Raw genomic sequence first — 25,195 nt, 5'->3', positions numbered from 1 at the left:
ACGATGGTCCGCCGATCCAGGAGACGATCTGCGATGACCCCCAACGCCATTCTCGAATTCATCCTCAACCTGTTGCGCGACCACGAGGCCGCCGTCGGTTACTGCACCAACCCGACCGAATCGCTGTGCGCGGCCGGACTCGAGGCGGTGACGCCGGAGGATATCGCCGCCGTGGCGCCGATGGTCGCCGAATCCGCCCTGGTCACGGGCGGCTCGCAGCTCGCCGCCATCGTGGCGGCCGGTGGCGGCGCGGCAGCCGGCGGTGGTCTCGGCGCGGCGGCCGGCGGCACCGGTGGGCTCGCGGGCGGCCTGGCCGGCGAAGCGGGTGCGATCAGCGAGGCCAACCTGGGCGCCGGGGCCGCGCTCGGTGGTGAAACCGGAATCGAGGCCGGCGCGGGCCTCGGGCTCGGTGCGGGACTGGGTGCCGACCTGGGGGCGGGGCTGTCCGCCGGACTGGGCGCCGCCGCATCGGTGGGCGCGGGCGCCGCGGCCGGGCTCACCGCCGGACTGGGCGCCCTGACCGGGGTCGCGGTCGGACTCGGCGGCGCGCTCTCGGGCACCGGCACCGCCGGCACCGATCTCGGCCTCTCCGCCGGAATCGAAGGCGCCGCCGACACCATCGCGCAGGCGGGTGCCGACCTCTCCACCGAGATCGGCACCGGAATCCAGGCCGGAATCTCCTCCACCGCAACAGGTTTGACCGAAGCGACGGCAGGTCTCGGCGCCGGCATCTCCGGCCTCGGCGCCGGGCTCGGCGGAGCGCTGAGCGGCGCGGCCGAAGCCGGCGCGGGCTTGGGAACCGAACTCAACGGAGCGCTCGGGGGTGCGGCCGAAGCCGGTGCCGGCCTCGGCGCAGCCCTCGGAGGTGCCCTGAACGCCGGAGGTGAACTCGGCACCGGACTCGAAACCGGTCTGGGCGCGGGCCTCGGCGGTGCCCTGGGGGGCGCGGCGGAAGCCGGTGCCGGCCTCGGGGCCGCCCTGGGCGGTGCGGCAGCAGCGGGCGCGGGCCTCGGAGGTGCGCTGGGCGGTGCGCTGAATGCGGCGGGTGACCTGGGTGCGGGGCTGTCCGGTGCGGCGGGCGCCGCGACCGGGGTGGGCTCCGAACTCGGTGGCGCGTTGGGCGGTGCGGCCAACGCCGGTGCCGGTCTCGGTGGCGCGCTGGGCGGTGTTGCCGAGGCGGGAGCGGGTCTCGGTGGTGCGCTCGGCGGCGCGGCGGAGGCCGGTACGGGTCTCGGCGGTGCGCTGGGTGGTGCGCTGAATGCGGCGGGTGACTTGGGTGCGGGGTTGTCCGGTGCTGCGGGTGCGGCGACCGGGGTGGGCTCCGAGCTGGGTGGCGCGTTGGGTGGCGCGGCGAATGCCGGTGCCGGTCTCGGTGGCGCGCTGAACGTGGCGGGTGACTTGGGTGCGAGGTTGTCCGGTGCTGCCGATGCCGCGACCGGCACGGGCTCCGAACTCGGTGGTGCTTTGGGTGGCGCGGCCGACGCGGGTGCTGGGCTCGGTGGTGCGGCGGAGGCCGGTGCGGGGCTCGGCGGTGCGCTGGGCGGTGCGCTGAATGCGGCCGGTGACCTGGGCGCGGGGTTGTCCGGTGCGGCGGGTGCGGTGACCGGCGTGGGCTCTGAGCTGGGAGGTGCCTTGGACGGTGCTGCCAACGCGGGTGCTGGTCTGGGAGGTGCGCTGAGTGGTGCGGCGAATGCCGGTGCGGGTGTGGGTGGTGCGCTGAACGCGGCCGGTGACTTGGGTGCCGGGCTGTCCGGTGCGGCGGGTGACGCGACCGGGGTGGGGTCCGAACTCGGTGGCGCGTTGGGCGGCGCGGCGAATGCCGGTGCAGGACTGGGAGGCGCGCTGGGCGGTGTTGCCGACGCCGGTGCCGGACTGGGCGGTGCCTTGGGTGGTGCCGTCAATGCTGGTGCGGGGCTGGAAGGTTCGTTCGGGAATTCGGTCCATACGGGTGGCGATCTGGGTGGTGCGCTCGGCGGTGCGGCCCACGCGGGTGCCGGACTCGGTGGAGAACTCGGGGGCGGCGCTGGGCTCGGTGGCGCACTCGGGGGAGCGGCGAATGCGGCTGCGGGCCTTGGTGGTTCACTCAGCGGGGCGGCCGATGCCGGTGCCGGGATCGGGGGCGATCTGTCGGATGCGACACAGGCGGCCGGAGATTTGGGCGGGGCGCTGAGCGGTGCTGCGCAGGGTGGTATCGGTGGTGCACTGAACGGTGCCGCGAATGCCGGAGCAGGACTGGGTGGTGCTGCGAATGCCGGTGCGGGGCTCGGTGGTGCCTTGGGTGGTGCTGCGAATGCCGGTGCGGGACTGGGTGGTGCCTTGGGTGTTGCTGCGAATGCCGGTGCGGGACTGGGTGGTGCCTTGGGTGGTGCTGCGAATGCCGGTGCGGGACTGGGTGGTGCCTTGGGTGGTGCTGCGAATGCCGGTGCGGGACTGGGTGGTGCCTTGGGTGGTGCCGCGAATGCCGGTGCGGGACTGGGTGGTGCCTTGGGTGGTGCCGCGAATGCCGGTGCCGGTCTCGGTGGGGCGCTCGGCGGTGCTGCGAATGCCGCCGCGGGACTCGGGGGTGCCGCCGGTATCGGAGCGGGGCTCGGCGGGGCGGTGGCTTCGGGGGCGCAGGGTGCGACCGGGTTGGAGACCGGGTTGTCCGGTGGTCTCGGCAGCGGTGTGCACACCGGGGCGGATCTGTCCGGGGCCGCGGCCTCGGGTGCGCATGCGGCCGGGGATCTGTCGTCCTCGCTGTCGGGTGCGGCGACGTCCGGTGTGAACAGCGCGACCGGCCTCGGAACCTCCCTGTCCGGATCAGCGGATGCGGGCGTCCACGGTGCCGGCGACTTGGCGACGTCGCTCTCGGGAGCGGGCGCCAGTGCCGTGCACAGTGCGGGCGACCTGGGCACCTCGTTGTCCGGCGCCGGTGCCGGGGCTGTGCACAGTGCGGGCGACCTGGGGACATCGCTGTCCGGGACCGCCGCGGCGGGTGTGCACAGTGCCGGTGACCTCGGGACCTCCTTGTCGGGGACCGCGGAGTCCGGTCTCCACGGTGCGGGCGATCTGTCGACCTCGCTGTCGGGCGCGGCGGATTCGGGGTTGCACGCGGGCGCCGATGCGAGCTCGGGTCTGACGGGTTCGGTCGACTCGGGGCTGCACGCGGGCACGGATGCGTCCTCGGCACTCTCGGGTACGGCCGCCGGCACCTGGTCCGGTGTCGATGTATCGCACGCGTTCGGCAGCGGTGTCGGCACCGATATCTCCGGCGTCGGCGCCTCGGGTATCGGCGGCGGCGTGGACAGCGCCCTCGGTGCGCACAGCGGCATCGACAGCACCCTGGCGGCGGGCGGCAACAGCTCGCTGTCGGGCGGGCTCGACACCGGCGGTCACACGGATTCGAGCCTGTTCGGTGACACCTCCGGCCATGCCTCGACCGTCACCGATACGCACGCCTCCGGCGACATCACCGGCGGACTGCTGCACTGAGGGTAGCGAAGAATCGGTTCGGTCAACGAAACAGGTTGGGGTGCAACGAAAATGAGCAGTGTGGTCGTGGCGGATACCGCCCCGGAGGCGCCTGCCTCACCGCTGTCGCGGATTCTCGCCGAAACCATCACCGCCGCGCGCACCGCCGATCGCGACGATCTGGTCGGCCGGCTGGAGGTGCTGGCCGACCGGATCCGCGACCCCCGCCGCCGCATCGTGGTGGTGGGCCTGGGCAACCAGGGCAAGAGTCAATTCGTCAACGCGCTGCTGAATCTCGACATCAGCCCGGTCGGAGACGATGCGACTACCGGGGTACCGATCGTGCTCTCGCACGGCGCGCAGGCCCGGGCCGAGACCGTCGTCACCACGCCGTCCGGTGACGAGCGGGACAACCGGCGAATTCCGCTGCCGCTCGGCGATATTCACACCGTCACGCCGCAGTCTCCGCACGGCCGCGTGGCGCGGGTGGAGATCGAGTTGCCGAATCCGCTGCTGGCCGACGGGATCGTCGTCATCGACACCCCGCCGGTCGGCGGCCACGCAACCGCCACGGCCGCAGCGGTTCTCGCCCTGGCCCCGGCCGCCGATGCGGTGCTGCTGCTCTCGGATGCCTCCACCGAGCTGACCGAACCGGAGGTCGACTTCCTGCGGCAGGTGCGCGAACTGTGCCCGGCCGTGGCGCTGATCCTCAGCAAGATCGATCTGTATCCGCATTGGCGGCAGGTATTGCAGGCCGACCAGGCGCATCTGGAGCGCAATCGCCTGGCGCTGCCGATCATCCCGGTCTCGGCGCTGCTGCGCAGCCACGCCATGCGGCTGCAGGATCAGCAGCTGGGCCGGGAATCCGGTTTCGGTGTCCTGTTCGACTTCCTGCGGGAGCAGGTGGTCGCCCGGGACAAGGCGGCGGCGCAACGCGCGGTGGCTCTCGACATCTCCTCTGCCGCAGAACATCTCGCACTGGCGCTGAGCAGTGAACTGGTCCCACTGCGCGACCCCGAACGCGGTGCGGCCGCCATCCGCGAACTGCGCACCGCCAAGGCGCAGGCCGAGGAGCTGCATCGCCGGACCGCGGCCTGGCAGCAGACGCTGGGCGACGGCGTCACCGATCTGGCCGGCGATATCGACCACGACCTGCGAGACCGGTTGCGCGCCATCGGCAGAACCGCCGAGGAATGGATCGACGAGAACGATCCCGGCCGGCTGTGGGATCAATTGGAACAGTGGCTGATGCAAACGACCGACACCGCCATCGGCGACAATCTGCTGTGGACGCATCATCGCGCCATCCACTTGGCCGAGCGGGTGGCCGAGCACTTCCTCGAATTCGGTGCGGTGGATCTGCCTGCGGTGCGGTCGGGTTCGGAGTTGGAGGAGTCCCGGGTGGCGGCGGTGACGCTGGCCGATCTCGAGCCGGATCTCGGCATCGGCCACAAGTTGCTCGTCGGTATGCGTGGTTCCTACGGCGGTATGGTGATGATCGGCCTGGCCAGTACGGTCGCGGGCCTGGCGCTGATCAATCCGGTGTCGCTGGGCGCGGGTGTGTTGCTGGGCGGCAAGGCGTTTCGCGACGACAAGCGAGAACGGCTGGCGCGCAAGCGAAGCGAGGCGAAGATGGCGGTGCGCCGCTACCTCGACGATGTGAGTTTCGAGGCGGGCAAGGAGTCGCGCGACCGGCTGCATCGCATCCATCGCATTCTGCGCGATCACTTCACCGGCATCGCCGACCGCAGTCTGCGTTCGATCAACGATTCGCTGCAGGCCGCGCAGGATGCCGCCGGAGTGGCCAACGCCCAGCGCACGCAGCGGGGCGCGGAACTCGAGCGGCAATTGCGAGTGGTGGCCGAGCTGCGACGTCATGCCGATGCGATGCTGCCGCCGGCGGGCCCGTCCGGACGTCATGCGCGCGGGGTACAGTCCTGACCCACGGCACCGGGACTCCGAGCCTGCGGCCCTGGGATTCCCAGCCCACGGCACCGGGATTCACAGCCTGCTCGGGTACGGTCGACGCGTGAGTTACCAGGTCAGCGACCAGACGCCGGGCATCGTGGGGGAGGCGCGCCGGTTGGTTTCGGCGGCCCGCCACGCCTATGCGCCGCGGTCGCGCCCCGCCGCGATGCTCGGTGACTGTGCGCGCCGCCTCGACCAACCGCTGCGGGTGGCGCTGGCCGGGCAGCTCAAGGCCGGTAAATCGACGCTGCTCAATGCGCTGGTCGGACAGGACATCGCACCGACCGACGCCACCGAGTGCACGCGGATGGTGACCTGGTACCGCCACGGCCCGGCCCCGCGCGTGAGCGCCCTGGCCGCCGACGGCGCGAGCGCCGATGTGGTGGTGCGGCGCACTCCCGGCGCCGACGGCCTGCCCGGGGCGCACGGTCTGAGTTTCGACCTGTCGGCGCTGCGCTGGAACGCCGCCGGTGAGCACGAGGTCGACCATCTGGATGTGCAGTGGCCGGCCGCCACCCTGGCTCGCACCACCATCATCGATACCCCGGGCACCTCGTCGCTGTCGCGGGAGGTGTCGCTGCGCACCTCACGGCTGCTCACGCCCGACGAGAATGCGGCGGTGACCGTCCCCGAGGCCGACGCGGTCGTCTATCTGCTGCGCCGGCTGGACGCCTCCGATATCGGGTTCCTGGAACGCATCGGCGCCGGAGGTACTGCCCGGCAGGGTGTTTCGGGTCCGCTCGGCGTGATCGGGGTGGTCTCCCGGGCCGACGAGATCGGCGCCGGCCGCATCGATGCCCTGCATTCGGCCCGCGAGGTCTCGGCCCGCTTCGCCACCGAACTGGAGCGAACCGGATTGTGCCAGGCGGTCATTCCGGTCGCCGGCCTGCTCGCCTTCGCCGGCGCGACGCTGCGGCAGCGCGAATTCGATGCCTTCGAGGCGCTGGCGCGGATCTCCGTGGACGATCTGAGCATCGCGCTACTGTCCGCGGACCGATTCGCGCATCCGGAGTTGCCCCTGCCGGTGCCGACGGAACTGCGGGCCCATCTCGCAGCCCGGTTCGGCCTGTTCGGCATTCGCATGGCGGTGACGCTGATCCGGCTGGGCGTGCGCGACTCCGCCACGCTGGCACGCGAACTCGGCGAGCGCAGCGGCGTGGAGGAACTGCGCACGGTGCTCGACGTGCAGTTCGCCCAGCGAGCCGATCAACTGAAGGCGCATTCGGCGTTGACCGCCGTGGCGCGGATCGTGGCCGCCCATCCGGGAACGCGCGCCGACGACCTGCTCCCCCATATCAACAGCCTGTTGGCGGATGTGCACGGATTCGCCGAGCTGCGGCTGCTCGGGCGGTTGCGCACCGATGAATTGCCCCTGCCCGCAGACGATGTCACCGAGTTGTACAGGCTGGTCGGCGGATCCGGTGTGGCACCGCATCTGCGCCTGGGATTGCCCCCGGACGCTCCGGGCGGCGAAGTGCAGGCACATGCGGTGGCGGCGGTGCGGAAGTGGCGTGGTCGGGCGCGCCACCCGCTGGCCGACCGATTCACCACCGAAGCCTGCCTGACGGCGGCGCGGAGCGCGGAGGGAATCGTCGACCAGTTGCGGGAACCGGAAACCACCCCGATGAGCCGCGTGCGTCCGCCTCGCGCCCGCTGATCCCTCGGCGCTGTGATGTGTCTCGCATCACAGCGGGGGCCGGTCACAACCTCGTCCTGCCCGTGTCGAAACCGGATGTAAGGGCCGAAAACTCGGCCGGGCACCGATCCGAGGACACATCATGCCGACCGTCGTGACTCTCGATTCCTTCGTCAACTACCGCGAGAGCGGCACCGGACCGGTTCCGGTGGTCTTCCTGCACGGCAACCCGACCTCGTCGTATCTGTGGCGCAACGTGATTCCGCACGTCGACCCGCTGACCCGGGTGCTCGCGCCGGATCTGATCGGCATGGGGGATTCGGGCAAGCCCGGTATCGCCTACCGATTCGCCGATCACGCCCGCTACCTCGACGCCTGGTTCGACGCCCTGGAGCTGGACGAGGTGGTGCTCGTCGGGCACGACTGGGGCGGCGCGCTGGGTATGGACTGGGCCGCGCGCCACGCCGACCGGGTGCGCGGCGTCGCGGTGGTGGAGACATTCCTGCGACCGCTGCGCTGGTCCGAGATGCCCGAGCAGGGGGCGGAGCTGTTCCGTCGGTTCCGGTCACCGGAGGGGGAGCAGATGATTCTGCGCGACAACATGTTCATCGAATTCAATCTCCCGTTCGGCGCGCGCAGCCTGACTCCGGCCGATCTGGACGTGTACCGAGCGCCGTACCCGACGCCGGAGTCGCGGCGGCCGATGTTGGTGTGGCCGCGCGAGATTCCGTTCGACGGAGAGCCCGCCGATGTCGCCGCCGTCATGGACGACTACGGCCGCTGGATGGCTTCCACACCGGATATCCCCAAGCTGGTGATGGCTGTGGATGCCGGCGTCGGCCTCGGATCGTCGGACGCGGTGGATTGGGCGCGGCGGACCTTCGCGGCGGTCGAGGTCGTCGGGATCGGTCCGGCCGGACATCACGCACCCGAGGACCGTCCCGACGCCATCGGCGCGGCCGTGGCGACCTGGCTGCGCGACTCGCGGCTCACCGAACCCCGCACCGCGGTCCGGACAACGCCGCGGTGACCTGCGCCGTTGCGGTGCCGCTCGCGGCACCGCACGATAGGTCGATGAGCGTTGACGGGCCCGACGAGCGGGCGGCCGAGACCGCACTGGTCGATCGCGCCGTGGCCGGCGACCGGACCGCCATCGCCGACGTGGTGCGGCTGTTGCAGGATCCGTTGTACCGCTTGGCGTTACGGATGACGGGAAATCCGCCCGATGCCGAGGACGCGGTGCAGGAAATCCTGCTGCGTGCTGTCGGAAATCTCGCGAGTTGGCGCGGCGAGGCGAAACTGACGACCTGGGCCTATCGCATCGGCGTCAACTATCTGCTGAACCAGCGCCGGCGCAGCCCGCAGGAAGCGGCGCGGCTGGACCTGGACGGCTTCGCCGCCAATCTGCTCGAGGGGCTGGCCGAACAGGAGTACCGGGGGCCCGAGGCGACGGTGCTCACCCGCGAGGTGCGGCTCGTCTGCAGCCAGGCGATGCTGCAATGCCTCGCCCGTGACGAGCGGGTCGCGTTCGTGCTCGCCGATGTCTTCGAACTGAGCTCGGCCGAGGCCGCGTGGATTCTCGGCATCGGCGCCCCGGCCTATCGGAAACGGCTGGAACGGGCGAGGACTCGGCTCGGCAACTTCCTGAACGCCACCTGCGGTGTGGCGAATCCGGCAGCGCCGTGCCGCTGCGCGCGCCGCGTGCGGACCGCCGTCGACCAGGGCCGGGTGCGGCCCGGCGCACACGGCCTGGGCGGTCATCCGGTGGCGCCCGGTGGCCGCAGCGCGGCCGATGCCGAGAAGCAGATGATCGGCCTGCACGATGCCGCGTCGATACTGCGTGCCCACCCGGACTACGCACTGCCGCCGGCGCGGCTGGACGCGATCGCGAAACTGCTCGATTCCGGACGCTTCCCGCTGCTCGACCGCTGAGCGATCACACGTCGGACGACGAACTCGACGGGTCCACAAGGATTTTCGCGTGATGCTCGGGACTGCCCAGGGCGGTGAAGGCGTTGTCGACACCCGCCAGCCCCACGGTTCCGGTGATCAGCGGAGCCGGGTCGACCTTACCGCCGGCGATCATGTGCAGGGTATCGCGGAACTCGCCCGGATCGTAGCCGAAGGCGAAGCGCAGTTCGATCTCCTTGTTGATCGCCATCGCGGGCCGGAAACGGTCGGTCTCCATACAGACCCCGACCACCACGATGCGCGTCAGAGGCGGTGCGTCGGTGAGCAATTGGTCGATGATCCCCGGCACGCCCACACATTCGAACACCACCGGCCCGCCCGGCGCCGCGTCCAGGCTGTGCGCGAGGCGGAACAGATACCACCAGGGCAGTTTCGGGATGCTGCGCAGTCGCGTCATGGTGTCGAAACCGAGATTGAGGATATCGGTGACGCCGGAGATGCGACCCTTCGCGGGGTTGGCCGTCCACGGTGATTCCAGATTCGGATCCACCACCACGTTGGCGCCACACCGGCGCGCCAGTTCACGGCGACGCGGTGAGAAGTCGCTGGCGACAATGTTCTTCACGCCGGCGGCGCGCAGCATGCTGATGACCGCCAGGCCGATCGGTCCGCACCCCACCACGAACGCGGGCTGGTTGCGGCCCACCCGACTTTTGCGCACCGCATGCCAGGCGACGGCCATCGGTTCGGTCAGCGCCGCATGGTCGGTGGCCAGCCCGTTCGGCACCGGGAACGTCATGGATTCCTGCACCACGACCTGTTCGGCGTAGCCGCCGGGCGCCTGCTCCGACAGTCCGGTCAGTTCCGGGTCGCGGCCGTTGCGCACGATCGGCAATGCCACCACGCGGGTGCCCGGCTGCCAGCGTTTGCGGCAGTCGGGCCCGTATTCGACTATCTCCCCGACGAATTCGTGGCCGAGCACCACACGCTGATGGGAGCGCATGAAATTCCGGTAACCGGTGGCGGCCGCGAGTTCGGCCAGTTCGTCACAGTGCAGACGGGCGTGCAGATCGGAGCCGCAGATCCCGCATCGCGACACCGCGATCACCAACTGGCCGGGCCCGGGTTTCGGCGCCGGGATATCCGCGACTTCCAGCTTGCCTTCCGAACACACCACGGCCTTCATATCCGCACGGTACCGCGCGGGATGGGCCGAATCAGCGGGATTGCGGAGGAACACCCGCGGACAAACTGTCCAAAGATCCCAGCAGGTCGACCAGCAGGAATTTCACCAGCGGCGAGGTGCAGCCCCGTTCGGTGCAGCCCACATCCGAGGACCCCAGCATCGGGCCGTCGGTGAAGCCGGGCTGCGCGGCGGCCGCGTTCCCGGCGGCGAACAATCCGCCCGTCGTGAGTGCGGCGGCCACACCGGCGGCGGCGAGACTGCGTTTCATCGATTCCTCCATAGTCGATCGGTCCCGACCACATCGACGCGACTGTATGGGCGGCCGCCATCTGCCGGAAAGACCCCAGAGGTCGGGGGTCGCCCGAATCCCGCACCGACACGCCGTGATGCGGATGCCGAGTCGCTACCATCCAGGGGTGAGCTCTTCTGGGTCCGGAATGCCGGGTATGCCCGCACCCGGCAGCATGCGGGCCCGCGATATGGACCGAGTTCAAGCGCGCACCCTGCTCGATGCCGCATTCGACGAGGGCCAACTCGGCGCCGACGAATACCACGACCGGTCCGACCGTGCGGCCACCGCGAAGACCGTCGGCGAACTGCGGAATCTGGTCGACGACCTGCAACCGCCCGCCGGTGGTGCGCAATGGACACAGCCGCCGGGCCCGCCCCGGCGAGCGGGCCGCTATCCGGCTCATATCCGTGCCCGCGACGCCGACCGTGCCGAAACCTGCCGTGCCCTCGACACCGCACTGGCCGACGGTCAGCTCTCGGCGGAGGAACATCAGACCCTCACCGATCTGACCACGGCCGCCGAAACCCTGGGCGATCTGGCCGAACTGACCGCGGACCTGCAGCGCCCGGCCGAGGCGCCGATCGATCCGCGGGCGGGAGTGCAGAGCGGGACGGCGTGGTTCGCGGGCACCGCGGCGGTGGTCGTGCTGGCCGCCGCGGTCGGCGGATATCTGCTGACGCATCGAGCCGCCCCCGAGCCCGCTCCGATCGCGGCCGCGGCGCCGCAGGTGATACGACCCGTGGTGATCGAGACGCCCGACCTCACCACGGTGGCCGGCTTCGAGAAGTTCCGCAGCGACTATCAGGCGAAATTCGGCGACACCACTGTCGACGACCTGACCCTGTTTCCCGATTTCGCGTCGGTCGACCGCACCTCGGCGCGGCAGCCGAATCGGGTGGCCGACTACTCCTATCGGGGCGGTTTCATGGCCTCGACCGCCGTCACCACCCGCTCGGCCGACAAGCCGATATTCGACCTCGCCGCGGTGAACACGTCCGCGCTGGGTGATCTGATCGCGCGGGCGGTACCGCTGCTGAAGGTCCCCGGCGGCGCGGTGAGTCATATCGGCATGGGTATCGACACCATTACCAAGGTGCCCACGATCAGCATCTACGTCGGGAATTCGTTCAACGAGAACGCATACCTGGAAGCCACGCCCGCGGGCGATCCGATTCGCGTCTACCCGTTCCACACATAGGTGCAGCCGATGGGAACCTTCGCCACATCCCGCCGACCGGGCGCGCCGGCCGGGGCCGCGAACAGCCGTCTGCGCGTGCGTGATTCGGATCGCGTCGACGCCTGCGCACTGCTGGACGCCGCCCGCGACGACGGTCAGCTCTCCGACTCCGAGCACGGGCGGCGCACCGCCGCGGCGATGCGGGCGCGCACCTTCGCCGACGTGGAGAAGGTCATCGGCGATCTGCAGATTCCGGCAAATATGGCCGACGCCCCCGTCGTGCGCCCGGCGCGACGACGGCGTGCCCGACGGTGGGTACTGGCGGGCGGTGCGGTGGCGGCTGCGGCCCTGATCGGCATGTTCTGCGGCTGGGTGAGCAGCGACGACGGTCCGCTCGCCGACCACACGCCGCCGGATATGACGACCGCCGCCGGTATCGAGGCGTTTCTGTCCGATTACCGTCAGCACTACGGCGATCTGCTCGCCGACGACGTGACGCTGATGCCGGAGAACGCCTCGATCGAACGGCCCCGCACGGGGGATCGGTCGATTTCCGAAAGAGCTTCCTACAAGGGCGAATTCGACACCTGGACGACCAGCAGCCGGGATCCGAAACTCGAGCCGATAGACCTCGCCACGATCGATGTGCCGAAATTGGTGGCCCTGCTGGCCGGAGCTCCGCGAACCGTCGGGTCGCCGCAGACGAAGGTCAGCCATCTGATCATCGGTCGCGACAGCTCCGCGCCGGATCACCCGCCGACGGTCACCATCTTCACCGAAGGCGCCCGCAGCGGGCATCTGGTGGTCGCGCCGTCCGGTGAACCGCTGGTGGTCTACAAATCCCAGCCGTGAGGCAGGAGACGTCGGCCGTCCTCGCCGGCGGGTTTGACCTGCGCGTCTCGGGTTAGCCGGATAGTGAATCGCCGGGTCGACGAAAGTGGGGTGTCGCAGATGAGCGCGAACGAGGATCGGATCGCCCGGGAACTGCTCGACCGAGCGGGGACCACCTATGCGGCCGAGGCGGGAATCACTCTCGCCGACAAACCCGCTCCGCTGTTCCAGCTCCTGGTGCTGGCCCAGCTCATGAGCGCCCGGATCACCGCCGATATCGCGGTCGCCGCCGCGCGTGAACTGAGATCGAGCGGCTACCGCACCCCGCAGCGCGTCGCCGAGGCCGACTGGCAGGACCTCGTCGATGCGCTGGGGCGCGGCCACTACCGCCGCTACGACGAATCCACCGCCACCCGGCTCGGTGAGAACGCCACCATCCTGCTCGACCGCTACCACGGTGATCTGCGGAAACTGGCCGCCGAAGCGGAGCGGGATCCGGACCGGCTGGCCGAATCGCTGCAGCAGTTCAAGGGCATCGGCCCGACCGGCGCCGAAATCTTCCTGCGCGAAGTTCAGGATGTCTGGACCTGGGTGCGCCCGCATTTCGACGACCGGGCCCGCAAAGGCGCCGATCTGCTGCATCTGTCGACCGATCCGAAGCGCCTCGACCGCCTCGGCCCTTCCGGCCACGACGCGGAATTGGCCGCCGCCCTGGTCCGGGTGAGTCTCGACAAGGATCTCGCCGACCGGGTACTCGCGGCCGCAGGCTGAGCATCGGCCGGTCGAAATGCCTGGTCATTCGCGTATTGCGGGACCGGGCGCGGTGACCGCCGCGTCCGCTCCGCCGGGCCGGGAAATTTTTTCCTCCGGCCGGGAATGAACCGTCCGCCCCGCTCGTTGAGCTGATCGACGCAAGGTTGAGTGAAAGCGACTCAAGTCTCTGGTTGACTCCGACGGGATCGGGGGGCAGGATTGAGCCGACCACGCTCAGTGTTGCTGAGGACCGTGCTCCGTGCGGTGTCAGGGGCGAGGTCCGGCCGGCACGAACAGTGCCACGCGCAGGGTCGCCCCTGCACCACACACAGTTACATCACCTAGGAGGAACCACTATGGCTCGTGCGGTCGGTATCGACCTCGGGACCACGAACTCGGTCATCGCTGTTCTCGAAGGCGGTGAGCCGGTCGTCGTCGCCAACTCGGAAGGTTCGCGCACCACCCCGTCGGTCGTCGCGTTCGCCAAGAACGGAGAGGTTCTCGTCGGGCAGCCGGCAAAGAACCAGGCGGTGACCAACGTCGATCGCACCATCAAGTCCGTCAAGCGCCACATGGGCGAGGACTGGACCGTGGAGATCGACGACAAGAAGTACACGGCGCAGGAGATCAGCGCCCGTACCCTCATGAAGCTCAAGCGCGACGCCGAGTCCTACCTGGGCGAGGAGATCACCGACGCGGTGATCACCGTGCCCGCGTACTTCGAGGACGCGCAGCGCCAGGCCACCAAGGAGGCCGGCCAGATCGCGGGTCTGAACGTCCTGCGCATCGTCAACGAGCCGACCGCCGCCGCGCTGGCCTACGGCCTGGACAAGGGCGACAAAGAGCAGACCATCCTGGTCTTCGACCTCGGTGGCGGCACCTTCGACGTCTCGCTGCTGGAAATCGGCGAGGGCGTCGTCGAGGTTCGTGCCACCTCCGGCGACAACCACCTCGGTGGCGACGACTGGGACAACCGGATCGTCACCTGGCTGGTCGACAAGTTCAAGGCCAGCTCGGGCATCGACCTGACCAAGGACAAGATGGCCCTGCAGCGTCTGCGTGAGGCCGCGGAGAAGGCCAAGATCGAACTGAGCTCCTCGCAGAGCACCTCGATCAACCTGCCCTACATCACCGTGGACGCGGAGAAGAACCCGCTGTTCCTCGACGAGCAGCTGACCCGCGCCGAGTTCCAGAAGATCACCTCCGATCTGCTGGACCGCACCCGCGCGCCGTTCCAGTCGGTGATCAAGGACGCCGGTATCTCGGTCAAGGACATCGACCACGTCGTGCTCGTCGGTGGCTCCACCCGTATGCCCGCGGTCTCCGAGCTGGTCAAGGAACTGACCGGCGGCAAGGAGCCCAACAAGGGCGTGAACCCGGACGAGGTCGTCGCCGTCGGCGCGGCCCTGCAGGCCGGTGTGCTCAAGGGTGAGGTCAAGGACGTCCTGCTGCTCGACGTCACCCCGCTGTCGCTGGGTATCGAGACCAAGGGTGGCGTGATGACCAAGCTCATCGAGCGCAACACCACCATCCCGACCAAGCGGTCGGAGACCTTCACCACGGCCGACGACAACCAGCCGTCGGTGCAGATCCAGGTCTTCCAGGGTGAGCGCGAAATCGCCTCGCACAACAAGCTGCTCGGCTCCTTCGAGCTGACCGGCATCCCGCCGGCCCCGCGCGGCGTGCCGCAGATCGAGGTCACCTTCGACATCGACGCCAACGGCATCGTCCACGTCACCGCGAAGGACAAGGGCACCGGTAAGGAGAACACGATCAAGATCCAGGACGGCTCCGGCCTGTCCAAGGAGGAGATCGACCGGATGATCAAGGACGCCGAGGCGCACGCGGCCGAGGACAAGTCGCGTCGCGAGGAGGCGGAGACCCGCAACCAGGCGGAGTCGCTGGTCCACCAGACCGAGAAGTTCATCGCGGACAACTCCGACAAGGTGCCGGCCGAGACCAAGGAGAAGGTCGAAGCGGCCATCGCCGAGGCCAAGCAGGCCCTGCAGGGCAGCGATATCGCCGCGGTGAAGTCCGCGGTGGAGAAGCTGGCCACCGAATCGCAGGCGCTGGGTCAGGCGATCTACGAGGCTTCGGCTGCCGAGGGTGGCGCCGCCGCCGACGGTGCGGGCAACGCGTCCGCCGGTGACGACACCGTGGTCGACGCAGAGGTCGTGGAAGAGCCGGAGAAGAAGTGACGGAACAGAACCCGAAAGAGGAGCCGGTCACCATCGTCGACAACCGAAAGATCGACCAGGACGGGAAACCGTCCGCTCCGCAGGGTGATGTGAGCGAGGCCGTAGCCGGAAACGACACGGCTTCGGCCTCCGCTTCGGTCGGCGAGGGCGACGCCCTCGCCGACAGCATCAGCGCCGAATTGTCCGAGCGCACTGCGGATCTGCAGCGGCTGACCGCGGAGTACGCGAACTACCGCCGCCGCGTCGACCGCGACCGCAAGGCCGCCATCGACTCGGCCAAGGCCGCGGTGGTCACCGAATTGCTCGGTGTGCTCGACGATCTGGATCGTGCCCGTGCCCACGGAGATCTCGAGTCCGGACCGCTGAAGTCGGTCGCGGACAAGCTCGCCGACGCGCTGCAGAAGCAGGGCCTCGAGGAATTCGGTGTCGAGGGTGAATCTTTCGACCCGACCCTGCATGAGGCCGTGCAGCACGAGGGTGAGGGACACAACCCGGTGATCGGGGTGGTCATGCGTAAGGGTTACCGCTTCGGCGACCGCGTCCTGCGCCATGCGCTGGTCGGAGTCACCGATGGGGTAGCGGATCTGTCCGATTCGTCGGACACTGCGAATGCCGGCCGAGATGCCGACGGTGCCGAGTAACACACAGTCGCGCAATGTGACGGAAGGAGGAGATGCCCGGTGAATCGGGAGTGGCTGGAAAAGGACTTCTACAAAGAGCTGGGTATTTCCTCCAGCGCGACCCAGGACGAGATCAAGAAGGCCTACCGGAAACTGGCCCGGGATCTGCATCCGGACAAGAATCCGGGAGATACCAAGGCCGAGGAGCGCTTCAAAGCGGTCAGCGAGGCGCATGCCGTGCTGGCCGATCCGGAGAAGCGCAAGGAGTACGACGAGGCCCGGCGGTTGTTCGCCAGCGGCGGCTTCGGCCGCGGCGGCTACGCCCCGGGCGGCGGCTACACCGGCGGTGGCGGCTTCTCCAACGAATTCAACCTGGGTGACATCTTCGGTGGTGCGGCCGCCGGCGCGGGTGACGGCGGTCTGGGGGATATCCTCGGCGGCCTGTTCAACCGCGGTGGCACACGGACCACGTCGCGCCCGCGACGGGGCAGCGACGTGGAGACCGAGACGACTCTCGGGTTCCGCGAGGCGGCCCAGGGCGTGACCGTTCCGCTGCGGATGACCAGTCCGTCGCCGTGTACGACCTGTCACGGCAGCGGCGCCAAGCCGGGCACCAGCCCGCGAGTGTGCCCGCACTGCAACGGAACCGGCGTGATCAGCCGCAACCAGGGCGCGTTCGGGTTCAGCGAACCCTGCGACGACTGCCGTGGCACCGGCTCGATCATCGACGACCCGTGCACCGACTGTCACGGCACCGGCATCCAGAACCGGACCCGCACCATCACCGTGCGCATCCCCCCCGGGGTGCGCGACGGGCAGCGGATTCGGCTGGCGGGCCAGGGCGAGGCGGGTCTGCGGGGCGCGCCCGCAGGTGACCTGTACGTCACCGTGCACGTCAGCCAGGACAAGGTCTTCGGCCGCAACGGCGACGATCTGACCCTTGTGCTGCCGGTCAGCTACAGCGAATTGGTGCTGGGTACAACGGTTTCCGTGCCTACACTGGAAGGCAGAGTCGGAGTGAAGGTGCCACCCGGCACCGCCGACGGCCGGACGCTGCGAGTGCGCGGGCGCGGTGTGCCCAAGCGCGGCGGCGGCGCCGGTGACCTGCTGGTCACGGTGAAGGTCGCGGTACCGCAGAAGCTGGACGACGAAGCAACCGAGGCGCTGCGGCGCTACGCGGAGGCGGAGAAGGCCGGCGGGTTCGACCCGCGCGCAGGTTGGGCAGGTGCTTAATGAACGGTGATCCGAAGAATCGGGCAACCGGCACCGAGTACTTCATGATCTCGGTGGCGGCTCAGCTGGCGGGAATGCACGCGCAGACGCTGCGGACCTACGACAGGCTGGGATTGGTTACGCCGCAACGCACTTCCGGCGGCGGCCGACGTTATTCGTCCCGGGATGTGGAACTGCTCCGCGAGGTGCAGCGCCTGTCCCAGGACGAGGGCGTCAACCTGGCCGGGATCAAGCGGATCATCGAACTCACCAATCAGGTCGAGGCGTTGCAGCAGCGCGTGGGTGAATTGACCGCCGAGGTCGAACGCCTGCGCGCCGGGCATCGCCCCGATATGGCTCCGCCGCAACGCAGTACCGCACTGGTGGTGTGGCAGCCACGCAACAAACGGCGGTAGGCGGTTTCGGCTCTGTGCCGTTCCGCGACCGAACACACCGTGCGACAGCGCCCCCAGAGCGGGGGCGCTGTTCGCGTATCCGGGCCTCGTTCCGGCGCTCAGCATGCACCCGGCAAATGTGAAAATCGCATATCGAGTCGTGCACAACCGCTCTCGAACACGCCGAAATACATGGCGTGTCACGGTCTTTGAGTCGGTTTCCAGGGGCCTACACACTACTGGACCTCGGTTCTGCCGAATTACTTCCCTGTTGTTCCTTCAGTGCGTCCCGCGCCCGGCAAACCTCGCCTACACTCGGTCTCCATCGGCTGCGCCGCGTGTCCGGCGGCACCGCGCTCACCGGACCGGCCCGAGTTCGACGTGCGAAATGGGGTTGTGGACAGATGGATTCGCGGACCGTCGCGCTGATCAGAACCACGTTCAAGGCGGTGGCCGCGGAGGAAGGCGGCCCCGAACAGCTCGCCCGATCCTTCTACGCCCTGCTGTTCACCGAATATCCGCAGCTCCGGGATTTCTTCCCCGCCGCTCTGGAGGTGCAGCGCGACCGGCTGGTCAAGGCCATCGGGTATGCCGTGGACCGGCTGGAGGAGCCCGAGCAACTGCTGCCCTTCCTGGCGCAGCTCGGCCGCGACCATCGCAAATACGGTGTGGTGGCCGAACACTATGCGGCCGTGGGTAATTCGCTCAAGAGCGCCCTGCGTGCACATGCCGGCACCGAATTGTGGACCGATGAGGTGGAACAGGCCTGGGACGCCGGCCTCGCGTTGATCACCCAGACGATGATCGGCGCCGCCGACCAGGAGACGACGCCGCCGGTCTGGACCGGAACCGTCGTCGAACATCGCGAGGTGCTGTGCAATCTGGCCGTCGTCCGGCTGCAGCTCGACCAGCCCATGACCTATGCGGCCGGACAATATGTGAGTGTGCAGATCCCGGCCCGCCCGCGGATGTGGCGGTACCTGTCCCCGGCGATTCCGGCGAATCCCCAGGGCGAGATCGAATTCCATATCCGCAGCGTCAGTGGCGGCTGGGTCAGTCCGGCGATGGTCGGCCATACCGCGATCGGCGACCAGTGGCTGCTGGGGGCGCCGCTCGGCGGGCTGGGGGTGCCGCGCAACACGCGCCGCAAGATGCTGATGGTCGGCTGCGGCACCGGAATCGCTCCGCTGCGCGCGCAGTTGCTGGCGATGTCGCACCGCCGGTCCAATCCGAAGGTCCACCTGTTCGTCGGCGGACACCATCCGTGCGATCTCTACGATCTGCCGACGTTGAGCGAACTGGCCGTCGCGAACAAATGGCTCACCGTCGTTCCGGTCACCGAAAGCGACGAAAACCCCTGGTGGTATTACCATCCGGAACGTGTCGAGCCCGATCTTCCGGGCATAGCGCCGCGCGAAACGGGACAGATCGGAGCGGTCGTGGCCCGCGGCGGCGACTGGTCGGACTGCGATGTCCAGATCGTCGGATCACCGAGTACGGTGCAGACCACCAAATTCCGGTTGATGGCGGCGGGCACGCCCACCGAGAACATTCGCCACGATCCGCTGTTCTAGCCGGCGCGGATCAGAGCCCGTCGAAGCGGATCGCCTCCGGCGGCGTACCCGTATTGACCAGCACTTCCAGTGTGGCCTGGGTCATTCCGGGCGAACCGCACACCAGGACCTGGTGGTGCAGCAGCGGGCCCATATCGCCCACCACGTCGGCCAGCGTGCCCTCCATCATCTCGTCGACATCGAATCCGACATCCACGCGGCAGCTCTCGTACCACTGGTCGACCCAATTCGGGTCCTCGGCCCTCTCGACCACGGGAATCACCGTGAGCCAGGGCATTTCGCCGGCGAGCAGGTAGAGCATGTCGGAGGCGTAGAGGTCGCGCGGGCTGCGTCCGCCGATGAACAGATGCGTGCGCGGCGGCTCCGGGCGACGGGACAGATCCAGCAGGAGCGAGCGCATCGGCGCCAGACCCGTTCCGCCGGCGATCATCACGAGGTCGGTGGTGCCGGGGTCGACGCTCAGCCACCCCGCGGGAGCGCTGATCCGCCACTCGTCGCCGGGAGCCGTTTCGGTGACGATCGATCCGCTGCACCATCCGCCCGGGACGGTGCGGACGTGGAATTCGAGTTTGCCGTCCAGCGAGGGCGGCAGCGCGGGCGACAGCCGGCGGCGCATACCGGGATGCTGCGGAATCTGGACCTCGACCGATTGGCCCGCCTCGAACGGGACGAATTCGCCGATCAACCGGACCACGGCGAGATCGTGGCGCAGCCGATGATGTCCGACGACGGTCGACGACCATTCCGTCGGCGCGTCCAGCCGAATCTCCCCGGTCTCATCCGGACCCAACGTCACCGTTCCTCCTGTGATCCGAGGGACAGCTCCCGCCCCCGAAAAGTCTTGTGCCGGGCGCAGTCCCGTGCGCTCGCGCCCGCCCACCAAGGTACGCCGCGGACGCCGGGTTGCCTACCGATTGCCGCTCACACCGGGTCGGCGCTGATGATGTGTTCGGGGGTGCCGACCGCCAGCAGCGCCCGCTTGGTGTCGGCGATCATCCGCGCCGATCCGGCGATCTGGATCTGCCGATCCGACCACGAGCCGAAGCTGGCCACGACCGCGCCCAGATTCCCGATCAGCCGCCGATGCATGCCGTATGGCGGGTCCGCGGGCGGATGCGGATGCCACCACGGATTCGTGTCGCTCTCACAGACCGGCACCACCGTCAGCCACGGATTGCTCAGCGACAGCTGCCACATGTTCTCCACGTCGTACAGATCGCACGGATAGCGGCCGCCGATGAAGAAGTGCACGCGCGGGTTCACGCCGCGCCGGCCCATCTCGATCAACTGCGCGCGCAGCGGCGCGATTCCGGTCCCGGAGCCGATCATCAGCACGTCGCGCTGGGATTCGGTGTCGATGTGCAGGCCGCCCAGCGGCCCGGCGATCAACCAGGTGTCGCCGACCTCGGTTTCGCCGACGATCGCGGGACTGACCCAGCCGGTGCGGATCTTGCGGACGTGGAATTCGATCTCGCCGTACGGGTTGGTGGGAATGGCCGGGGACAGATACCGCCACATCTTCGGCCGCTGCGGGATCGAGACCGGTACGTACTGCCCGGCCTGGTAGGGGATCGGCTCGTCGGACTGCAGGCGCACGATCGCCAGGTCGTCGAGTACGCGCCGATGGCCGACCACCGTCGCTTCCCAATACGGTCGCGAGGTGTCGGAATTGGCGCCGATGGCCATCGAGGCCGAGATCAGGATGGCGATATCGCGCCAGCCGTCCTCCAGATCGGGTGTCCAGAGCGGACCGTTGTAGGTGACGAAGGCAGCGAGCAACGCGCGTCCGGCGGCATCGTAATGTGCCGCCGCGACACCGTATTTGCGGTGGTCGAGGGCCAACTGTTCCAGGAACCGCTGCGCGCGGTCCCAGTTCTCCAGATGATCCAGCACGAACTGGATGGCGGTGACAACCCGCTTGGGCTGCATATCCATCGTGTGCGGGAACAATTCGCGCAGGCCGGGAGCCTCCGCGAACAGATGCCTGTAAAACGCGCCGATCAATCGTTCGGGCCCTTGCGGCGCCTCGACGGTCGACCGGAAGTTGGCGCGGACCAGCGCTGCCGAACGCGCATCCACGACGTCGAGCTTCCTTTCCTTCAATGTGTCCGACTACAGCTGCCGTGTCGTCGGCCCCCGCGGACCAGTATCCCCGAAAAAACCGTGGTCGTGCGGTGATGAGCGGATCACTTTACCCAGATCCACCAAGGGTGAAACGATTGGCCACAGGTTCCTGAAATATGTCAAACTTGAGTGGAACAGACTCAACTCCTACCGCGTTGGACTACTCAGAAGAGTCGGACCGCCCGGACCCGACCGACCACAACGCGAGACGACCGTAGGAAGGTGATCGTGGACTCGTTCAACCCCACCACCAAGACTCAGGCTGCCCTGACGGCTGCCCTGCAGGCGGCTTCGGCCGCCGGAAATCCGGAGATTCGTCCGGCTCACTTGCTGGTGGCGCTGCTGGATCAAACCGACGGCATCGCCGCCCCCCTGCTCAAGGCTGTCGCGGTCGACCCGGCAACCGTGCGACGCGAGGCACAGGACATCGTCGACCGGCTGCCCCGCGCGACCGGCGCCACCACGCAGCCGCAGCTCGGCCGGGAAGCGCTCGCCGCGCTCACCGCCGGCCAGCGCCTCGCCACCGAACTCGGTGACGAGTACGTCTCCACCGAGCATGTCGTGGTGGGTCTCGCCGAAGGCGACTCCGATGTCTCGCAGCTGCTGCTGAAGTACGGCGCCACCGCGGACGCGCTGCGCGAGGCGTTCACCGCCGTGCGTGGCAACACCCGCGTGACCAGCGCGGACCCCGAGGGCACCTATCAGGCGCTGGAGAAGTACTCCACGGACCTCACCGCCGCCGCGCGCGAGGGCAAACTCGATCCGGTCATCGGCCGCGACACCGAGATCCGGCGCGTGGTACAGGTGCTGAGCCGGCGCACGAAGAACAACCCGGTCCTCATCGGCGAGCCCGGTGTCGGTAAGACCGCCATCGTCGAGGGGCTGGCCCAGCGCATCGTCGCCGGGGACGTTCCGGAATCGCTGCGCGGGAAGACGCTGGTCTCGCTGGACCTCGGTGCGATGGTGGCCGGCGCGAAGTATCGCGGTGAGTTCGAGGAACGGCTCAAGGCGGTGCTGGAGGAGATCAAATCCAGTGCCGGACAGATCATTACGTTCATCGACGAGCTACACACCATCGTCGGCGCCGGCGCGACCGGCGAATCGGCGATGGACGCCGGCAACATGATCAAGCCGATGCTGGCACGCGGTGAACTGCGCCTGGTCGGTGCGACCACGCTCGACGAATACCGTCAGCACATCGAGAAGGACGCCGCCCTGGAGCGCCGCTTCCAGCAAGTGCTGGTCGGCGAGCCGTCGGTGGAGGACACCATCGGCATTCTGCGCGGACTCAAGGAGCGCTACGAGGTACACCACGGCGTGCGGATCACCGACTCCGCGCTGGTGGCGGCCGCGACCCTCAGCGATCGCTACATCACCTCCCGGTTCCTGCCCGACAAGGCGATCGACCTGGTCGACGAGTCGGCCTCGCGGCTGCGCATGGAGATCGACTCGCGTCCGGTCGAGATCGACGAGGTCGAACGGGCGGTGCGCCGCCTCGAGATCGAGGAGGTCGCCCTCGCCAAGGAAACCGACGAGGCGTCCAAGCAGCGACTCGACAAGTTGCGCCAGGAACTGGCCGACGACCGCGAGAAGCTGAACCAGCTGATGGCGCGCTGGCAGAACGAGAAGCAGGCCATCGACTCGGTCCGCACCATCAAGGAGCAGCTGGAATCGCTGCGCGGTGAATCCGAGCGCGCCGAACGCGACGGTGATCTCGGCAAGGCCGCCGAACTGCGGTACGGCCGCATCCCGCAGCTGGAGAAGCAGCTCGCGGAGGCCGAGAAGAACGCGGGCAAGGCCGGCAGCGGCAGCCTCGAGGACGAGGTGATGCTCAAGGAGGAGGTCGGTCCGGACGACATCGCCGAAGTGGTCTCCTCGTGGACCGGCATCCCGGTCGGCCGCATGCTCGAGGGTGAAACCCAGAAGCTGCTGCGGATGGAGGAGGAACTCGGGCATCGAGTGGTCGGACAGGCCGAGGCCGTCACAGCGGTCTCCGACGCGGTGCGCCGCGCCCGGGCCGGGGTCGCCGACCCCAACCGGCCGACGGGCTCGTTCATGTTCGTCGGACCCACCGGTGTCGGTAAGACCGAGCTGGCGAAGGCCCTCGCGGACTTCCTGTTCGACGACGAGCGCGCGATGACCCGCATCGATATGAGCGAGTACTCCGAGAAGCATTCGGTGGCTCGCCTCGTCGGCGCCCCGCCCGGATATGTCGGCTACGACCAGGGCGGCCAGCTCACCGAGGCGGTCCGGCGACGGCCGTACACGGTGGTGCTGTTCGACGAGATCGAGAAGGCGCACCCCGACGTCTTCGACATCCTGCTGCAGGTACTGGACGAGGGGCGGCTCACCGACGGCCAAGGCCGCACGGTGGATTTCCGCAACACCATCCTCATCCTCACCTCCAACCTGGGTGCCGGTGGCGACAAGGAGTTCGTGATGAACGCCGTGCGCTCGGCGTTCAAACCGGAATTCCTCAACCGCCTCGACGACGTGGTGATGTTCTCCGCGCTCAACGAGGAGCAGCTCGAGAACATCGTCGACATCCAGTTGGCGCAGCTGCAGAAGCGGCTCTCGCAGCGGCGGCTGAAGCTGGACGTCAGCGATTCGGCGCGGTTCTGGCTGGCCGTGCGCGGCTACGACCCGGTCTACGGCGCCCGGCCGCTGCGCCGGCTGATCCAGCAGGCCATCGGCGATTCGCTCGCCAAGGAGCTGCTGGCCGGTGAGGTCACCGACGGCGACCTGGTGAAGGTCAACGTCGCACCCGACGGCGACGGGCTGATCGTCGGACGGTGACGACCGAGCCGTCCGGGATTCGATGAACGGGGCGCGGTGTGTGAGTGAATCGCACACCGCGTATCCGCCGGATTCCGCCCGCGCAGGTTCCGGATTCCGCTCGCTCGGGCTTCCGAGGTTGTCGCACTTCGCTGAAGCAACGCCGATCTGCACCTACCCTGGTGAGCATGACGAATCCGAGCGACCCGTGGGCGCAGCGTCCGGATTCACCCGATACGCCGACCGAGAAGCTCGGCGCATCGGGCCGGCATCCGGACGACGGCGCTGACCACACGACGGAATACTCGGAAGCGTACGGTCGGAGCCCCGGGCCGTACGAGAACACTCGCCCCTACGGACATCCCGGGCCCTACGAACAGACCGCGCCCTACGAATTCCCGTCCCATCCCGAATATGAGGGCCGGTACTTCGAACAATCGCCCGGCCCGAACGCGACCCGCGAACTTCCGCCCTACGACAGCCAATGGGGCGCCTACGAATCCGGGTACAGCGAACCGGGTGAATACCCCCCTTACGGTTCCGGCGCCCCCGGCCCCACCGGCCCCCAGGGAGCAGTCGGCCCGACCGGACTGCCCGTCGAACCGCCGCGGCGACACCGCACCGGCCTGTGGATCGCGCTGACCGCGGCCGTCTTCGTTCTCGTGGTCCTCGGCGGCATCGCCGCGGGCCTGCTGCTCGCCGGCAACGACTCCTCGTCCTCCGATGCGGCCGCCACCGGCCGGCCCGCGCCGACGCGCGTACCGGTCGTCCCGCCGAACCCGTCCGGCGGTGCGCAACCCAGCCTCCCGCAGCTACCGGGCCTCGGCGACATCGACGGTCTCGGGGCGACCATGGGGACCGTGAACAGCAACGACGGAACGACCATCATGCTGCAGTCGATGCTGGGCAACTCGGTCACCGTGCACACGGACGCGCAGACCCAGGTGATCTCGATGGGATCCGGGAAGGTCTCCGATCTGAAACAGGGCGACATGGTGGTCGTGCAGGGCGACAAGAACCCGGACGGGTCCATCAAGGCGAAGATCATCATCAGCACCCAGTTGCCGAGGTAATCCGCCTCCGCATCGCTGCG

19 protein-coding genes are annotated in these 25,195 nt (G+C 68.8%); 15 read left to right on the top strand and 4 right to left on the bottom strand.

Going from position 1 to position 25,195, the window contains the following annotated elements:
• Positions 1-33 precede the first annotated feature (33 nt).
• The 5 genes from ACPCUW_RS07085 to ACPCUW_RS07065 all read left to right on the top strand — a co-directional run bounded on the left by ACPCUW_RS07085 (position 34) and on the right by ACPCUW_RS07065 (position 8,986).
• Positions 34-3,471, top strand: coding sequence for an IniB N-terminal domain-containing protein (locus ACPCUW_RS07085; RefSeq protein ID WP_423424062.1), 3,438 nt, complete (start codon positions 34-36; stop codon positions 3,469-3,471).
• Positions 3,472-3,522: 51 nt separating this feature from the next.
• A complete protein-coding gene (locus tag ACPCUW_RS07080) occupies positions 3,523-5,391 on the top strand; it encodes a dynamin family protein (protein ID WP_423424061.1) in 1,869 nt (622 codons plus the stop codon).
• A gap of 88 nt (positions 5,392-5,479) precedes the next feature.
• Positions 5,480-7,075 (top strand): dynamin family protein, encoded by a 1,596-nt coding sequence (locus ACPCUW_RS07075; RefSeq protein ID WP_423424060.1) that lies wholly within the window; start codon positions 5,480-5,482, stop codon positions 7,073-7,075.
• Positions 7,076-7,196: 121 nt separating this feature from the next.
• A complete protein-coding gene (locus tag ACPCUW_RS07070; RefSeq protein WP_423424059.1) occupies positions 7,197-8,084 on the top strand; it encodes a haloalkane dehalogenase in 888 nt (295 codons plus the stop codon).
• Positions 8,085-8,128: 44 nt separating this feature from the next.
• On the top strand, positions 8,129-8,986 hold the full coding sequence (locus ACPCUW_RS07065; protein WP_423424058.1) for an RNA polymerase sigma factor: 858 nt from the start codon (positions 8,129-8,131) through the stop codon (positions 8,984-8,986).
• 4 nt (positions 8,987-8,990) lie between these two features.
• On the opposite strand, the gene ACPCUW_RS07060 is transcribed toward ACPCUW_RS07065, so the two are convergent.
• Both ACPCUW_RS07060 and ACPCUW_RS07055 read right to left on the bottom strand, forming a co-directional pair.
• Positions 8,991-10,151 carry a zinc-binding dehydrogenase gene (locus ACPCUW_RS07060; RefSeq protein WP_104394264.1) on the bottom strand — a complete coding sequence of 387 codons (1,161 nt, stop codon included), beginning with the start codon at positions 10,149-10,151 and terminating at the stop codon, positions 8,991-8,993.
• A gap of 31 nt (positions 10,152-10,182) precedes the next feature.
• Entirely contained in the window at positions 10,183-10,419 is a 237-nt protein-coding gene (locus ACPCUW_RS07055) for a hypothetical protein (protein ID WP_423424057.1), read from the bottom strand.
• A 148-nt stretch (positions 10,420-10,567) separates the two neighbouring features.
• On the opposite strand from ACPCUW_RS07055, the gene ACPCUW_RS07050 reads away from it, so the two are divergent.
• The 8 genes from ACPCUW_RS07050 (at position 10,568) to ACPCUW_RS07015 (ending at position 19,203) form a co-directional block, all read left to right on the top strand.
• Complete coding sequence (locus ACPCUW_RS07050; protein ID WP_423424056.1) at positions 10,568-11,641, top strand: DUF1707 SHOCT-like domain-containing protein; 1,074 nt, start codon at positions 10,568-10,570, stop codon at positions 11,639-11,641.
• Positions 11,642-11,650: 9 nt separating this feature from the next.
• Positions 11,651-12,472 carry a DUF1707 domain-containing protein gene (locus tag ACPCUW_RS07045; protein WP_423424055.1) on the top strand — a complete coding sequence of 274 codons (822 nt, stop codon included), beginning with the start codon at positions 11,651-11,653 and terminating at the stop codon, positions 12,470-12,472.
• Between the two features lie 99 nt (positions 12,473-12,571).
• Positions 12,572-13,222: an endonuclease gene (locus ACPCUW_RS07040; protein ID WP_423424054.1), complete on the top strand. Its 651-nt coding sequence runs from the start codon at positions 12,572-12,574 to the stop codon at positions 13,220-13,222.
• 338 nt (positions 13,223-13,560) lie between these two features.
• On the top strand, positions 13,561-15,402 hold the full coding sequence (gene dnaK / locus ACPCUW_RS07035) for a molecular chaperone DnaK (protein ID WP_036506545.1): 1,842 nt from the start codon (positions 13,561-13,563) through the stop codon (positions 15,400-15,402).
• Positions 15,399-16,043, top strand: coding sequence for a nucleotide exchange factor GrpE (gene grpE / locus ACPCUW_RS07030; RefSeq protein WP_104364703.1), 645 nt, complete (start codon positions 15,399-15,401; stop codon positions 16,041-16,043). The genes dnaK and grpE overlap by 4 nt, the downstream gene beginning before the upstream one ends.
• 39 nt (positions 16,044-16,082) lie before the next feature.
• Entirely contained in the window at positions 16,083-17,255 is a 1,173-nt protein-coding gene (dnaJ, locus tag ACPCUW_RS07025; protein WP_063017336.1) for a molecular chaperone DnaJ, read from the top strand.
• The gene (locus ACPCUW_RS07020; protein ID WP_063017334.1) at positions 17,255-17,650 is read left to right on the top strand and encodes a heat shock protein transcriptional repressor HspR; all 396 of its coding nucleotides are present in this window, start codon (positions 17,255-17,257) and stop codon (positions 17,648-17,650) included. Before dnaJ ends, ACPCUW_RS07020 begins: the two co-directional genes overlap by 1 nt.
• Positions 17,651-18,033: 383 nt before the next feature.
• Positions 18,034-19,203, top strand: coding sequence for a globin domain-containing protein (locus ACPCUW_RS07015; RefSeq protein WP_423424053.1), 1,170 nt, complete (start codon positions 18,034-18,036; stop codon positions 19,201-19,203).
• 10 nt (positions 19,204-19,213) lie between these two features.
• On the opposite strand, the gene ACPCUW_RS07010 is transcribed toward ACPCUW_RS07015, so the two are convergent.
• Both ACPCUW_RS07010 and ACPCUW_RS07005 read right to left on the bottom strand, forming a co-directional pair.
• Entirely contained in the window at positions 19,214-19,999 is a 786-nt protein-coding gene (locus ACPCUW_RS07010; protein WP_081879635.1) for an FAD-binding oxidoreductase, read from the bottom strand.
• Between the two features lie 125 nt (positions 20,000-20,124).
• Positions 20,125-21,282: an FAD-binding oxidoreductase gene (locus tag ACPCUW_RS07005; RefSeq protein ID WP_423424052.1), complete on the bottom strand. Its 1,158-nt coding sequence runs from the start codon at positions 21,280-21,282 to the stop codon at positions 20,125-20,127.
• Positions 21,283-21,555: 273 nt separating this feature from the next.
• On the opposite strand from ACPCUW_RS07005, the gene clpB reads away from it, so the two are divergent.
• Together clpB and ACPCUW_RS06995 are read left to right on the top strand one after the other, a co-directional pair.
• Positions 21,556-24,123 carry an ATP-dependent chaperone ClpB gene (gene clpB / locus ACPCUW_RS07000; protein WP_063031653.1) on the top strand — a complete coding sequence of 856 codons (2,568 nt, stop codon included), beginning with the start codon at positions 21,556-21,558 and terminating at the stop codon, positions 24,121-24,123.
• Positions 24,124-24,290: 167 nt separating this feature from the next.
• A complete protein-coding gene (locus ACPCUW_RS06995; RefSeq protein ID WP_423424051.1) occupies positions 24,291-25,175 on the top strand; it encodes a DUF5666 domain-containing protein in 885 nt (294 codons plus the stop codon).
• The last annotated feature ends 20 nt before the right edge of the window (positions 25,176-25,195 follow it).

Origin of the sequence: Nocardia sp. AB354, from assembly GCF_049538315.1 — a bacterium.
Taxonomy (GTDB): Bacteria; Actinomycetota; Actinomycetes; order Mycobacteriales; family Mycobacteriaceae; genus Nocardia; species Nocardia nova.
Note: the sequence above shows the minus strand (reverse complement) of the source record. Positions and strands in the feature narration are given on the sequence as shown.

Excerpts from the sequence above, each read along its gene's own strand:
- ACPCUW_RS07070 (WP_423424059.1), top strand. The coding sequence starts at position 7,197 with ATGCCGACCGTCGTGACTCTCGATTCCTTCGTCAACTACCGCGAGAGC.
- ACPCUW_RS07045 (WP_423424055.1), top strand. The coding sequence starts at position 11,651 with ATGGGAACCTTCGCCACATCCCGCCGACCGGGCGCGCCGGCCGGGGCC.
- ACPCUW_RS07055 (WP_423424057.1), bottom strand. The coding sequence starts at position 10,419 with ATGAAACGCAGTCTCGCCGCCGCCGGTGTGGCCGCCGCACTCACGACG.
- ACPCUW_RS07020 (WP_063017334.1), top strand. The coding sequence starts at position 17,255 with ATGAACGGTGATCCGAAGAATCGGGCAACCGGCACCGAGTACTTCATG.
- ACPCUW_RS07015 (WP_423424053.1), top strand. The coding sequence starts at position 18,034 with ATGGATTCGCGGACCGTCGCGCTGATCAGAACCACGTTCAAGGCGGTG.
- dnaK (WP_036506545.1), top strand. The coding sequence starts at position 13,561 with ATGGCTCGTGCGGTCGGTATCGACCTCGGGACCACGAACTCGGTCATC.
- ACPCUW_RS07060 (WP_104394264.1), bottom strand. The coding sequence starts at position 10,151 with ATGAAGGCCGTGGTGTGTTCGGAAGGCAAGCTGGAAGTCGCGGATATC.
- ACPCUW_RS07085 (WP_423424062.1), top strand. The coding sequence starts at position 34 with ATGACCCCCAACGCCATTCTCGAATTCATCCTCAACCTGTTGCGCGAC.
- ACPCUW_RS07040 (WP_423424054.1), top strand. The coding sequence starts at position 12,572 with ATGAGCGCGAACGAGGATCGGATCGCCCGGGAACTGCTCGACCGAGCG.
- ACPCUW_RS07080 (WP_423424061.1), top strand. The coding sequence starts at position 3,523 with ATGAGCAGTGTGGTCGTGGCGGATACCGCCCCGGAGGCGCCTGCCTCA.
- ACPCUW_RS06995 (WP_423424051.1), top strand. The coding sequence starts at position 24,291 with ATGACGAATCCGAGCGACCCGTGGGCGCAGCGTCCGGATTCACCCGAT.
- ACPCUW_RS07065 (WP_423424058.1), top strand. The coding sequence starts at position 8,129 with ATGAGCGTTGACGGGCCCGACGAGCGGGCGGCCGAGACCGCACTGGTC.